This window comes from Seonamhaeicola maritimus, assembly GCF_008056315.1.
GTDB lineage: Bacteria > Bacteroidota > Bacteroidia > Flavobacteriales > Flavobacteriaceae > Seonamhaeicola > Seonamhaeicola maritimus.
Window position 1 is genome coordinate 528,755 of sequence record NZ_VRKQ01000010.1, and the last position, 13,855, is coordinate 542,609.

General features: G+C 34.2%; 8 protein-coding genes. All 8 read left to right on the forward strand.

The annotated features are described in order from the left end of the window. Positions 1–9: 9 nt before the first annotated feature. The 8 genes from FUA22_RS10500 to FUA22_RS10535 all read left to right on the forward strand — a co-directional run bounded on the left by FUA22_RS10500 (position 10) and on the right by FUA22_RS10535 (position 13,851). The gene (locus FUA22_RS10500) at positions 10–2,055 is read left to right on the forward strand and encodes a hypothetical protein (protein ID WP_147768081.1); all 2,046 of its coding nucleotides are present in this window, start codon (positions 10–12) and stop codon (positions 2,053–2,055) included. 26 nt (positions 2,056–2,081) lie between these two features. Continuing rightward, positions 2,082–2,972 carry a glucan endo-1,3-beta-D-glucosidase gene (locus FUA22_RS10505; protein WP_147768083.1) on the forward strand — a complete coding sequence of 297 codons (891 nt, stop codon included), beginning with the start codon at positions 2,082–2,084 and terminating at the stop codon, positions 2,970–2,972. 73 nt (positions 2,973–3,045) lie between these two features. Continuing rightward, positions 3,046–4,143, forward strand: a complete 1,098-nt coding sequence (locus FUA22_RS10510) for a glycoside hydrolase family 16 protein (protein ID WP_147768084.1) — start codon at positions 3,046–3,048, stop codon at positions 4,141–4,143. A 114-nt stretch (positions 4,144–4,257) separates the two neighbouring features. Continuing rightward, positions 4,258–7,710 (forward strand): hypothetical protein, encoded by a 3,453-nt coding sequence (locus tag FUA22_RS10515; protein ID WP_147768085.1) that lies wholly within the window; start codon positions 4,258–4,260, stop codon positions 7,708–7,710. Then, on the forward strand, positions 7,707–8,990 hold the full coding sequence (locus tag FUA22_RS10520; protein ID WP_170309894.1) for a glycosyl hydrolase family 17 protein: 1,284 nt from the start codon (positions 7,707–7,709) through the stop codon (positions 8,988–8,990). Before FUA22_RS10515 ends, FUA22_RS10520 begins: the two co-directional genes overlap by 4 nt. A gap of 4 nt (positions 8,991–8,994) precedes the next feature. Further along, positions 8,995–10,002 (forward strand): glycoside hydrolase family 2 TIM barrel-domain containing protein, encoded by a 1,008-nt coding sequence (locus tag FUA22_RS10525; RefSeq protein WP_147768087.1) that lies wholly within the window; start codon positions 8,995–8,997, stop codon positions 10,000–10,002. A 14-nt stretch (positions 10,003–10,016) separates the two neighbouring features. After that, positions 10,017–11,513 carry a glycoside hydrolase family 30 protein gene (locus FUA22_RS10530; protein ID WP_147768089.1) on the forward strand — a complete coding sequence of 499 codons (1,497 nt, stop codon included), beginning with the start codon at positions 10,017–10,019 and terminating at the stop codon, positions 11,511–11,513. 4 nt (positions 11,514–11,517) lie between these two features. Next, on the forward strand, positions 11,518–13,851 hold the full coding sequence (locus FUA22_RS10535) for an MFS transporter (RefSeq protein WP_147768091.1): 2,334 nt from the start codon (positions 11,518–11,520) through the stop codon (positions 13,849–13,851). The last annotated feature ends 4 nt before the right edge of the window (positions 13,852–13,855 follow it).

Consider the following 13,855-nt stretch of genomic DNA (forward strand, 5'->3'; position numbering starts at 1 on the left):
ATTATGAACATGAAAACATTAAAATATATATATACTCTTAGTATGGCTTTTATATTATTATTTAGCTGTGCTGAAGACGACAACGATCTGAGTTTTATTGATAAAGTTGTGGCTCCATCAGAGGTTTCTGCTCTTTTCAAAGTGACTCAAGACAATACTGGAGAAGTAACCATTACCCCTAATGCTACTGGAGCTTCAAACTATAATATTACGTTTGGTGATGATACACCAGAACCGGTAAATGTAATGCAAGGTGAAAGCGTAAGTCATACTTATAAAGAGGGGGCTTACATTGTAACTCTAGAGGCTGTGGGAATCACAGGACTAACTACAGAAGCAACACAAAATTTAGAAGTTTCTTTTAAGGCTCCTGAAAATGTTGATGTTACTATAGCTAATGATCTTGCAGTGTCAAAACAAGTAAACGTTACTGCTAATGCAGATTTTGCAATATCTTACGATGTTTATTTTGGAGAACCTGGAATAGATGATCCTGTTAGTGGTAACATAGGTGAGCCAATTTCATATACGTATCAAAATGCAGGAACTTACACTATAAGAGTTATAGTTATGGGTGCTGCTATTGCCACTACAGAGTACACTGAAGAATTTGAAGTTACAGAGATTTTGCAACCTTTAGGATCTGCTCCTACACCACTAAGTAGAGATGCTGGTGATGTTATTTCTATATTTAGTTCTGCATATTCAGACGTTCCTGGAACTAATTATTTCCCAGATTGGGGACAAGGTGGTCAAGGAAGTAGTTGGGCATTATTTGATCTTAACGGAGATGAAATGTTACAATACATTAATTTAAGTTACCAGGGTATTGCACTTGCAGATGGTACATCTGTAGATGTTTCTGGGATGGAATACTTACACATGGATGTTTGGACTTCTGGTGATGCTTCAAGGATAGAAACTTCTTTAATTAGTCTTTCTAATGGAGAAAAGCCAGTTTGGAGTGATTTAACCGCTGGAGAATGGACTAGTATTGAAATTCCTATTTCAGATTATACAGATCAAGGTTTAACAGTTGCTGATATATTCCAATTGAAATTTGTTGGTGATCCATGGGCAGCAGGTACCGTGTTTATAGATAACATTTATTTTTACAAGGCTTCTTCTGGACCTTCAGTATTTCCAGTAGATTTCGAAACACCTTTTGCATTAAGTTCGTTTGATGGAGGAGATATTTCAATAGTTGCTAATCCAGACACTAATGGTAATGCATCATCAACTGTTGCTAAGTTGGTAAAAGGTGCTGGTCAAGTATGGGCAGGATCTAAAATTACTGCAAATAACCCATACGCCATAGCTGAAAACATAACAGTTACAGCTAATGTTTGGTCCCCAAGGTCAGGTTTAAATTTATTAATGAAATTTGAAGATGCTACACCTTGGCCTAATACGGTTGCAACTGCTGAAATAACAGCAACTACTACTACCGCAAATGCTTGGGAAGAATTAACCTTTACAATTACAGGTGTAGATGGTAACGTTGATTATAACAACCTTGTTTTAATCATGGATAATGGAACTGGCGGAGATGGATCTGACAACTACACCATTTATATTGATGATATTTCGGTGGCTTCATATTTAAATTTCGAACCACAACATCAGTTAAGTAGTTTTGACGGTGGAGATTTATCTGTGGTAGCCAATCCGGACACGAATGGTAATCCTTCTTCAATGGTAGGTCAGTTAGTAAAAGGAGCTGGTCAAACTTGGGCTGGATCCAAAATAACTGTTGACACTGCATTTCCTGTAGCAAACGGCGTTGTTGTAAAAGCCAAAGTTTGGTCTCCAAGAGCTGGCTTAAATTTATTAATGAAGTTTGAAGATGCACAACCGTGGCCTAATACGGTTGCAACGGCAGAAATAACTGCAACAACTAATACATCAAATGCTTGGGAAGAATTAACCTTTACCCTAACTGGTGTAGATGCAAATGTTGTTTATAATAATCTTGTATTAATTATGGATAATGGCACAGCTGGAGATGGTTCTGCTAATTATACAATATACATTGATGATATTGATATAAACTAAGAGTCAAAAATTTTAAAACTAAAATTATGAAAAATTTAAAATATTATTTAGGAGTTTTTACCCTGATGGCTTTAGTTTTCTTTAGCTGTCAAGAAGATGATATTGCTGTAGGAGATGTTGTTGCTCCTTCAAATATTCAGATATCTGTAACCTATATGGATGAAGGTACAGAATCACCTGCACCTGGTTTAGGGAGTGGTGAAGTGGTTTTTTCGGCTACTGCCGATAATGCAATTTCGTACCATTTTGTGATACAGGAACAAACTAAATTGCAGAGTTCTGGAAAAGCATCGCATATATTTACCACTTTAGGAACAAATACTTACACTGTTACGGCAGTGGCTTATGGAACTGGAGGAGCTTCTGCTAGTAAATCTATAGAAGTTGAAGTTCAAGCACTATATGCGCCACCAGCAGACCTTCTCGAAATGCTTACTGCAGGTAGTTCTAGATCTTTTAGAATTCATTCTGAAGTTGCAAACCATTTTGGTCTTGGGCCTGTTGGAACTTCCCGATTAGGAGAATGGTGGCCTAATGGAGGTACACCAGATAAGTCTGGTACTGGCATGTACGATGATCGTTATATTTTCAATGCTGATGGGACATTTACTCATGTTACTGCAGGTACTGTATTTGGTAGAGAGAACTTAATTAATGAAATAGGTGGCCCTGGTGATGGGACTCAAGATGGTGCTGATATATTGAATTATACTTATGCGGACTACTCAGGGACATGGACTTTAACTGCCCCTGGAGGAGTTGAAACTCTAACTCTAAGTGGATTGGGCTTTATAGGTTATTATATAGGAGGAAACCATTCTTATAGAATTTTCGAAAGATCTGCAAATGGCTTTAGCCTATTATCAACTGATGGTAATGGTGAGTTTGATTGGAACTTTATTTTAATAGCCGATTAAACAAGAATATATTATAAAGGAGAGAACGCCTTTCTCTCCTTTATATTTTAATCAATATTTTAATAACTAAGACATGTTAAAACAGTTGTACTTTATTGTTCTAATATTATTTATCTCTTGTTCTAGCGGAGGAGGTGATGATATTAACCCACCGGTGGAACCTGAAGCAATTATCCCTTCAAATTTAGTTTTAACCGTAAACGTTGTTGGGGCTGATAACAGCAACCCTAATGGAGATGGCTCAGGTGTCATACAATGTACCGCAACAGCAACAAATGCTGTGAAATATGGTTTTAAGTTTGGGAGTGATGCTGAGGTAGAAGATGGAGATGGGAATTTAGAATATACGTTTTCAACAAAAGGAACAAATAGCTACCTAGTAACGGTTTTTGCATACTCCAGCACAGGTCAAAATATAAGTGCATTTAAAAACATTGATGTTTATGTAACCGATTCATCTGGCCCCCAATTAATTTGGTCGGATGAGTTTAATGATGATGGAGCGGTATCTTCAGCCAAATGGCTGGCAGAAACGGTACCTCCAAATAATGGTAGCTGGTGGAATGAAGAGGTACAACATTATACAGATAGGCTAGAAAATGCATTTCTTTCTGATGGTACATTAAAAATTGTAGCGAAAAAAGAAAATTACACCTTTCAAAGCAGTACAAAAGAGTATACCTCAGCCAGATTAATTACTAAAGATAAATTTGATTTTACTTATGGTAAGGTTGATGTAAGAGCAAAATTGCCGGCTTCTCAAGGAACATGGCCAGCAATATGGTTGTTAGGATCTAATATTGATAGTGTTGGATGGCCAATTTGTGGTGAAATAGATATCATGGAGCAAACAGGAGCCAATAAAAATAAAATATTGGGCACTTGCCACTGGTCAGCTAATGGTAATAATGCTAGTTATGGTTTAGAAAGTGATATATCAAATGCTTCAACGGAGTTTCATGTTTATTCCATGGAGTGGACCGAAACCTATATCAAAATATTTTTAGATGAGGTTGAATACTATGAAATAGCATTAAATAATGATTTACCGTTTAATAAAGATTTCTTCCTTATTCTAAATGTAGCTATGGGAGGGACTTTGGGCGGAACTATAGATTCTGGGTTTACAGAAGATACCATGGAAATAGATTATATAAGAGTTTATCAATAGAAGTAGTTTAGTTGACTGATATAGGTGGGGCAAACCTGAGTTTTTTTGACCCCACTTATATTCTAAATTACCTCTTTAACCATACATCTTAGGAGTAAAATAATATTTGAATTAATGAGTAATACCACATACATAGAAAAAGAAAAAAAGTCTAACGAGACTCTTATAAAAGGAGCGTTAGTAAACTTTAATAATGAAAATTATTATAAGATTTCTAATAGTAATTTAATGCGTCCGTTTTTTATGAGCATTGTTAGTGATTCTAATCATTGGATGTTTATTTCTAGCAATGGTGGCTTAACAGCCGGAAGAAAGAATTCTGAATTTTCATTATTTCCATATTATACAGATGATAAGATTACCGAATCTGTTGAAACCACAGGAAGTAAATCTATATTTCGTGTAATAATTGATGGCAAAATACATTTGTGGGAACCCTTTTCTGTAAGGCAAATGGGTTTTTATAAAGTTGAACAGAATCTTTATAAAAACACCTTTGGTAATAAAGTTGTATTTGAAGAAATCAATGAAGACTTAGGTTTAACATATAGATATCAATGGAATTCAAGTAATGAATTTGGGTTTATTAAAGAATCAACTTTAATAAACAACTCTAATTCAGATATTGATATTTCTATATTAGACGGATTGCAAAATATTATTCCTGCCGGAGTTGGTACAGATCTTCAAAACTCAAGAAGTAATTTAGTTGATGCCTACAAAAGAAGTGAATTGAAGGCTGAAACTGGCATAGGTATTTATGCGCTTAGTTCCATAATAGTAGATAAAGCGGAACCGAGTGAGGCCTTAAAGGCAAATACCATATGGTCTTTTGGGTTTAATAACCCTACTTATTTAGTATCATCATTACAATTAGATAGTTTTAGACAAGGTGCTAGCCTTACTCAAGAAGAAGATATAAAAGCCGAAAAAGGCGCTTATTTTATTAATACTGCCATTACGCTTAAATCAAATGGTGTAAAATCATGGAGTTTTGTAGCTAACGTAAATCAGTCGATGTCAAGTATTGTGAAACTTTCTGAACTGATTAAAGACTCTAAAAACCTTGAAGAAGTCATTCAAAAGGATATTAATTTAGGTACCAAAAATCTAATAAAATTAACTGGAGCATCTGATGGGTTACAATTAACAAGTGACACTCATACAAATACCAGACATTTTGCAAACACGCTATTTAACATTATGCGTGGTGGTATTTTCGATAATAATTACCAAATAGAAAAAGGAGACTTCTTGAAATACATTTCAAAAGCAAATAAAGAAGTCTTTCAGTCTGAGATTAATGTTTTAAACGATTTAGACGAAGAGTTTACCTTAGGAGCTATTAAACAATTGGTAAAATCAAGTACCAATAGTGATTTTAAGCGACTTTGTTTAGAATACCTACCATTAAAATTTAGCAGAAGACATGGAGATCCTAGTCGTCCGTGGAATAAATTTTCTATAAATACAAGAAATGAAATTGATGGATCTAAAATTTTAGACTATGAAGGGAATTGGCGCGATATTTTCCAAAATTGGGAAGCTTTAGCCCATGCTTATCCAGAATTTATGGAAAGCATGATTCATAAGTTTTTAAATGCTACAACATTTGATGGCTATAACCCATACCGTGTGACAAAAGATGGTTTTGATTGGGAAGTTATTGAAGAGCATGATCCTTGGTCTTATATTGGTTATTGGGGTGATCATCAGATAATCTATCTCCTTAAATTTTTAGAATTTATTGAAGACTATTACCCAACTAATCTTGAAAGGCTTTTCAATGAAAATATATTTGTATATGCTAATGTGCCTTATAAAATAAAGCCTTATGCAGACATACTTTCTAATCCAAAAGACACCATAGATTTTGATTATCAATTAGATCAAAAAATAAACACAGATAAGAAAAAAATAGGAGCAGATGCTGCGCTGTTAAAAGATAAAAATGGCAACATTTATAAAGCTAACCTAATTGAAAAATTATTAGCAACAGTATTAGCAAAAGTATCTAATTTTATTCCTGAAGGTGGAATATGGTTAAACACCCAAAGACCTGAATGGAATGATGCCAACAATGCTTTGGTTGGAAATGGAGTTTCCATGGTAACTTTATATTATCTAGAGCGCTTTTTAAGCTTTTTTGAATCAATAATAGAGCAATCAAATCTAGAAGAAGTTCAAATTTCTAAAGAACTTAAAACTTTCTTTAGCGGCATTGTTAACACCTTAATTTCAAATGCAACTATACTTAGCGGATCTGTTACAAATAAGCACAGAAAAGAAGTTTTAGATGGTTTAGGGAATGCCGCTAGCAATTATAGAGAAACCATTTATAAGAATAGTTTTTCAAACGAAAAAACAGATATCACTAAGCAAGAAGTTTTAGAGTTCATTAAAACCACTAAAGCATATTTAGAGCATAGTATTCAAGCCAATAAAAGAGCTGATGATTTATACCATGCCTATAATTTAATGACCGTAGAGAATGATGACGAAATTTCAATTTCTTATTTACCAGAAATGCTAGAAGGTCAAGTTGCTGCTTTAAGTTCCGGTTACCTTAAACCAAAAGAAGCCTTAACGCTTTTAGATGGCTTAAAAAACAGTGCGCTTTTCAGACATGATCAATACAGTTATATTCTGTATCCTGATAAAGAATTACCAGGTTTTGAAGTGAAAAACACTATTAATGCAAATGATGTTCAGAAATCTAAATTGCTTATTCAATTAGTTAATGATGGAAACATTCAAATTATTGAGAAAGATATTTTGGGTGAATACCATTTTAACAGCAATTTTAATAATGCTAATAGTTTAAAGGAGGCTTTAAATAACCTTCCCGAAAGCTATGACGATTTAAAAGACAAAGACAATCAATTGGTCTTAAACATTTTTGAAAATGTATTTAACCATAAGGCATTTACTGGTCGTTCAGGTACATTTTTTGGTTATGAAGGATTAGGTTCAATTTATTGGCATATGGTTTCAAAGCTTTTACTAGCTGTTCAAGAAAATTGTTTGTTAGCTATTAATGAGAATGAAAATGATGAAACGATAGGTAGGCTTCTTGAGCATTATTATGAAATTCAAGCAGGTATTGGTGTGCATAAATCACCAGAACTTTATGGTGCTTTTCCAACAGATCCTTATTCTCATACTCCAGCAACAAAAGGAGCCCAACAACCAGGAATGACAGGGCAGGTTAAAGAGGATGTACTTTGTAGAATTGGTGAATTAGGTGTTTTTGTTAATAATGGACAAATAAATTTTAATCCAAGGTTATTAAGAAAAGAAGAGTTTATTACAACATCAAAAACTTTTAATTATACAAGTGTTAATAATCAGGACAAATCTATTGAGCTTGATATAGATTCACTTTGTTTTACATACTGTCAAATCCCTGTTATTTACAAATTATCTCATAACGAAAAATTAAAAGTGATTTTAAATGACAATTCTATTATAGAATTAGACAGCCTAACTCTTGATAAAAATACTTCAAAACAAATTTTTGAACGTTCCGGGATTATAGAGCAAATTGAAGTATCAATATTAAAATGACCAACATTAAAAACAAAATATTAGTACTAGTCCTTTCATTATGTATGACAGGATGCAACACATCAAAAAAAGAAGTAAAAACTCATATTGAACAAGTTAACATGACAGCTGCCGAAATTTTAGGAAATCCAGAATATTTAGCAATTTCTTATGGGGGTTACCGAACTAAATCTAGAGAAGACCAACCCACAATAACTCAGTTGAAGGAAGACATGAAAATACTTTCTGTTATGGGTATCAAAATTCTAAGAACATATAATGTGCACTTACAACAAGCTTCAAACCTACTTAAAGCTATAAAAGAACTAAAACAGGAAGATACTGGTTTTGAAATGTATGTTATGTTAGGTGCTTGGATTGATTGTAAAAATGCGTTTACAGAATTAGAACCAGATCACTATTTGGAGAGTGAACGAAATCCTGTAGAAATAGCTAGGGCTGTAGAGTTAGCAAAACAATATTCAGATATAGTTAAGATAATTGCCGTAGGAAATGAAGCCATGGTTAAATGGGCTACAAGCTATTACGTGCAACCTAGTGTGATTTTAAAATGGGTAAACCATTTACAAGAACTAAAGCAATCGGGCGAGCTTTCAAAAGATTTGTGGATTACAAGTTCTGATGATTTCTCTTCTTGGGGTGGTGGTGATTCTAGCTATCATACTGAAGATTTAGAAAAATTAATAAAGGCTGTAGATTATATTTCAATGCATACATATCCTATGCATAACTCACACTATAATCCTGCCTTTTGGTTAACGCCTGAGCAAGAAATTAATCTTTCAGACAAAGAAAAAATAGATGCAGGAATGCTAAGAGCATTAAATTTTGCCAAGAGCCAATATGAAAGTGTATCTAACTATATGAAAAGTATTGGAGTTAATAAACCTATTCATATTGGTGAAACAGGTTGGGCAACAATTTCTAATGGGCATTATGGAGTAAAAGGATCTAGGGCTGCAGATGAATATAAGTCTGGATCTTATTTTAAGCTATTACGTGAGTGGACTAATAAAAATAATATTTCTTGTTTTTATTTTGAAGCTTTTGATGAGCAGTGGAAAGATGCTAAAAACAACCAAGGATCAGAAAATCATTTTGGGCTATTAAAACTTAATGGAGAAGCTAAATATGCTATTTGGGATTTGGTAGATAAAGGTGTTTTTGAGGGCTTAACAAGAGACGGGAACCCTATTACTAAATCTTTTAACGGAGACTTTGAAGCCTTAATTGAAACCGTTCAATCTCCTCCAATAACTTATGAATTAATAACACATTAGTACCATGCATATTCTAAACAAATTAATTTTAGCATTATTTACGGTAACGGTTTTTAGCTGTAATGAAACAACAAATAATGAAGTTGTTTCTGTAGCTGAGAGACAGATTTTAGTTAATAACAAACCATATATAATAAAAGGAATTTGTTATCACCCTGTGGCAAAAGGCCAAGAAAAAAGAAGTTTTGAAACATTAGAGCAAGACCTTGCTTTAATGCTAGAAGCAGGTATTAATACCATAAGGGTTTATGCTCCTATTGATGATAAAACTGTTTTGGACAAAATTCATAAAGCCAAGATTAAAGTAGTTATTGGTTTTGGGTATGACCAAGGAGGAGTTTTTGATATTAAAGCAGGTACTTTTATTGATTATGTTAACAAATACAAAACGCATCCGGCAATTTTAATGTGGGAATTAGGAAATGAATACAATTACCACCCACAATGGTTTGACGGCGATATAAAAAACTGGTATAATGCCATGAATAATGCAGCAGCTATAATTCATGAAAATGACACCAATCATCCTGTTACCACAGCACACGGAGATTTGCCAGATAATCTAGCCTTGAGTTTGTCTCCAAACATTGATGTATGGGGAATAAACATATATAGATGGGATAAACCAGGATCTATCTATAGTCAGTGGGAAAAAGCAAGCCTTAAGCCTATGTATTTTTCTGAAGCTGGAGGTGATAGTTATATGACAATTGAAAAAGATGGTTTTGCTCAAGGCGTTAATGAAGACGCTCAAGCCTCAGCTAATAAAAATATTTTAGTTAGTGTTTTTGACCATACTGATATTTGCTCTGGAGTGACTATGTTTTCTTTTACAGACGGTTGGTGGAAAGCAGGAAACCCCAATCAACAAGATGTTGGTGGTTGGGCTCCAAATAGTAGCGGAGTTCCATATGACGGTTCTCCTAACGAAGAATACTGGGGGATTGTTGACATTGATAGAAATAAGAAAAAAACATTTGAGGTTATTAAAAATCAATATTTAAAAAACTAACTAAAGCACAACTAATGAGACGGATTAATTTTATCATATTAATTATGACGGTTGCAATTTTAACAGGATGTAATGAAGACCAAAATAAATTGAATATAGAAGTATATGAGACCTCGGCCAAAGGGAATAAGTTAACTGAGTTAAAAAAGTTTGAAAAGAAAGATTCTATTGTAACAATAAAACTTAATCCAACAGAAGAATTTCAAACCATAACTGGTTTTGGAGGAGCTTTTACAGAATCATCTGCCTATTTATTAAATAATCTAAGCAAGCCAAACAGAGATACTATTTTACAAGCCTATTTTGCAAAAGAAGGTGCAAATTATTCTTTAACTAGAACTCATATGAATTCGTGTGATTTCTCATTGAATAATTATTCATACACGCCAGTTGAAGGCGATGTGAATCTTGAGCATTTCACCATAGAAGAAGATATGGATGATTTAATTCCTATGATAAAGGACGCTTTAGCTTTTTCAGAAGATGGTTTTAAAATATTCGCTTCACCATGGTCTGCTGCACCTTGGATGAAGGATAACAATAGTTGGGTGGGAGGTAAACTACTACCAGAATACAATGACACTTGGGCATTGTTTTTCTCTAAATATCTTGATGCTTACAAGAAAGAAGGTATTGAAATTTGGGGGTTTACTGTTGAAAATGAGCCGCATGGAAACGGTAACAATTGGGAGAGCATGCACTTTTCGCCAAAAGAAATGACTGATTTTGTTCAGTTTCATCTTGGGCCAAAGTTAGAAGCAGATGGTTATGGTGATAAAATTATTTTAGGATATGACCAAAATAGAGCAGGTCTTAAAGAATGGGTAGATGAAATGTTTAGAGATGAAGAATCTTCAAAATACTTTCACGGAACAGCCATTCACTGGTATGAAAGTACATATGATTACTTTCCAGAAGATTTACAATATGCTCATAATAAAGCTCCAAACAAATATTTAATAGAAACCGAAGGCTGTATAGATTCTCAAGTTCCTGTTTGGAAAGACGATGCTTGGTATTGGAAAAAAGAGGCTACAGATTGGGGTTACGATTGGGCTCCCGAAGATCAAAAACATTTGCATCCAAAATATTCTCCGGTTAACAGATATGCTAGAGATATCATTGGTTGTCTTAATAATTGGGTAGACGGATGGGTAGATTGGAATATGGTTTTAGACCGTCAAGGTGGTCCAAATTGGTTTGAAAATTGGTGTGTGGCACCTGTAATAGTTGATCCTGAGAAAGATGAAGTATACTTTACTCCATTATATCATACAATGGCACACTTTAGCAAGTTTATTAGGCCTGAGGCTAAGGTGATAGGATTAGAAAATTCCGATGATAAGCTTATGGCAACGGCAGCGGTTAATCCAGACGGAAGTATTGCTGTAGTATTATTTAATGAATTTGAAACCCCAAAAACTGTTAATCTATCACTCAATGAAAAAAATGTAGAATTTTCTATTGATGCACAAGCGCTACAAACCATAATTATTTCAACTAAAAACTAAGATTATGAATACTGCCATAGAAAAAGTACCATTTGGTCAAAAAGTAGCATTTGGAGTAGGCATGCTCGCCAACCAAATGTTTCCTGCAGTTCTTGGTATTTTCATGGTAGTATTGGTACAGGATCTTGGTTTTCCTGGTTGGATGTGGGGCGTAATATATTTTTTTCCTAGAATTTTTGATTCCATAACTGACCCTATCATGGGTTTCATTTCAGATAATACCAAATCACGTTGGGGTAGACGCAGACAATATGTAATGCTAGGTGCCATTATCATGGGTATATCATTTGTGGTAATGTGGCAGCTTTATAGAGTAAATGGTGTTGATTATAACTTCATGTATTTTATACTTTGGTCATTCGTCTTTTATTTAGGATTAACCATTTTTAGTGTGCCTTATGTGGCCATGGGTTATGAAATGAGTAATGACTTTCATGAACGTACCAACATCATGGCAGTGGCCCAATGGATTGGTCAATGGGCCTGGGTAATTGCGCCTTGGTTTTGGGTGATTATGTATGATCAAGATATGTTTGAATCTGCCGAAGTTGCAACACGGTCACTTGCCCTCTGGGTAGGTGTTATTTGTATGATTTTCGCAATGATTCCGGGTATTTTTATTAAAAGTAAATCTACGTTAAATGAAAATTACTCACCACTTAGTTTAAAAACTATTGGAGGCAGTCTAAAGGAGATTTTGTATGGTTTTAAAGAAGCTTTCGCATTAAAAGCTTTTAGAAAATTATGTATCGCAACTTTTCTTGTTTTTAATGCCTTTAACACCATTGCAGCATTTTCTTTTTTTATAATTGTTTATCATCTTTTTAATGGCGATGCTGGTGCCGCTGGTGTTTGGCCTACATTATTTGGGTCTTTAGGCGCATTGTCAACAACATTTATGGTCATACCTATTGTTACCAGAATGTCTAAAAAGCTAGGTAAAAAAAGGGCATTCATCTATTCACAGGGTATATCAGTAATAGGTTACTTGATGTTGTGGTTTTTATTTATACCCGGAAAACCTTACATGTACATATTCGCCTTACCATTCTTTTCATTTGGAATAGGCAGCTTATTTGTATTAATGATGTCTATGACAGCAGATGTAATAGATTTAGATGAGTTAAATACTGGAAAACGAAGAGAAGGCACCTTTGGAGCCATATATTGGTGGATGGTGAAATTCGGTTTTGCCATAGCTGGAGGGCTTAGTGGTGTAATTATGAGCTCTGTAGGTTTTGATTCTGGAGCTGAGGTTCAACCAGAAGGGGCCGTTACGGGCTTAAGATTATTTTTCTCTGGGGTTCCTATTCTGGGGACGTTAATTGCCATGTGGGTAATGCGTAATTATGATGTTACGGAAGAAAAAGCAAATGAAATACGTGCTGTATTAGATAAAAGAAAAAACGATGCAATTTCAAACTCTCCTTATCCAACAGATAAGTTAATATCTCTTATAGATGTAAATCTTAGTGATGATTCTGAGCAAGAGATAGACTTAAATATGAATACGGAGGATGAAATTAAGAAACTCTTCCACAAAACATTAAAAAAAGGATTACATGGTTTATGTTTTAGTCCATATTTAGAAAACCAAAATATTGGAGATCAATTATCTGAGGAACAAATACGAAGACGTTTAGATATCATTGCGCCGTACACTGAATGGATTCGGTCTTTCTCATGTACAGATGGTAATGAACAAATACCTAAAATTGCCAAAGAGAAAGGATTAAAAACCATGGTAGGTGCTTGGATTGGAAATGATAAGAGTCTGAACCATAAAGAAATAAAGGCATTAATTGCATTGGCTAAACAGGGACACGTTGATGTGGCTGTTGTTGGTAATGAAGTTTTAATGCGAAATGACTTGTCAGAACAAGAATTGTTGGGTTATATACGTAAAGTAAAAGAGAGTCTTCCAAACATTGATGTAGCCTATGTAGATGCCTATTATCAATTTAGCTCATACCCTGATTTAGTTGATTTATGTGATGTTATTCTGGTTAACTGTTATCCATTCTGGGAAGGATGTAGTATAACTCAATCTCAAATGTATTTAAAGCAAATGTATGCGCTAGTAAAAGAAGCTGCAAAGGGAAAACCAGTTGTTATCACTGAAACAGGATGGCCAAATAAAGGAAGAAAAATTAAAGGTGCAGAACCATCACAAAATAACGCCATGAAATACTTTATTGAAAGTGTTAATTGGGCAAATAAAGAAAATGTCAATATGTTCTATTTCTCATCATTTGATGAGTCTTGGAAAGTACATCATGAAGGAGATGTTGGAGAACGTTGGGGCATTTGGAATAAAAATGAAATATTAAAATACTAGTGTT

What these genes read in the sequence shown, in the direction of transcription:
- FUA22_RS10500 (WP_147768081.1), top strand. Translation starts at nt 10, where the DNA reads ATGAAAACATTAAAATATATATATACTCTTAGTATGGCTTTTATATTA.
- FUA22_RS10505 (WP_147768083.1), top strand. Translation starts at nt 2,082, where the DNA reads ATGAAAAATTTAAAATATTATTTAGGAGTTTTTACCCTGATGGCTTTA.
- FUA22_RS10510 (WP_147768084.1), top strand. Translation starts at nt 3,046, where the DNA reads ATGTTAAAACAGTTGTACTTTATTGTTCTAATATTATTTATCTCTTGT.
- FUA22_RS10515 (WP_147768085.1), top strand. Translation starts at nt 4,258, where the DNA reads ATGAGTAATACCACATACATAGAAAAAGAAAAAAAGTCTAACGAGACT.
- FUA22_RS10520 (WP_170309894.1), top strand. Translation starts at nt 7,707, where the DNA reads ATGACCAACATTAAAAACAAAATATTAGTACTAGTCCTTTCATTATGT.
- FUA22_RS10525 (WP_147768087.1), top strand. Translation starts at nt 8,995, where the DNA reads ATGCATATTCTAAACAAATTAATTTTAGCATTATTTACGGTAACGGTT.
- FUA22_RS10530 (WP_147768089.1), top strand. Translation starts at nt 10,017, where the DNA reads ATGAGACGGATTAATTTTATCATATTAATTATGACGGTTGCAATTTTA.
- FUA22_RS10535 (WP_147768091.1), top strand. Translation starts at nt 11,518, where the DNA reads ATGAATACTGCCATAGAAAAAGTACCATTTGGTCAAAAAGTAGCATTT.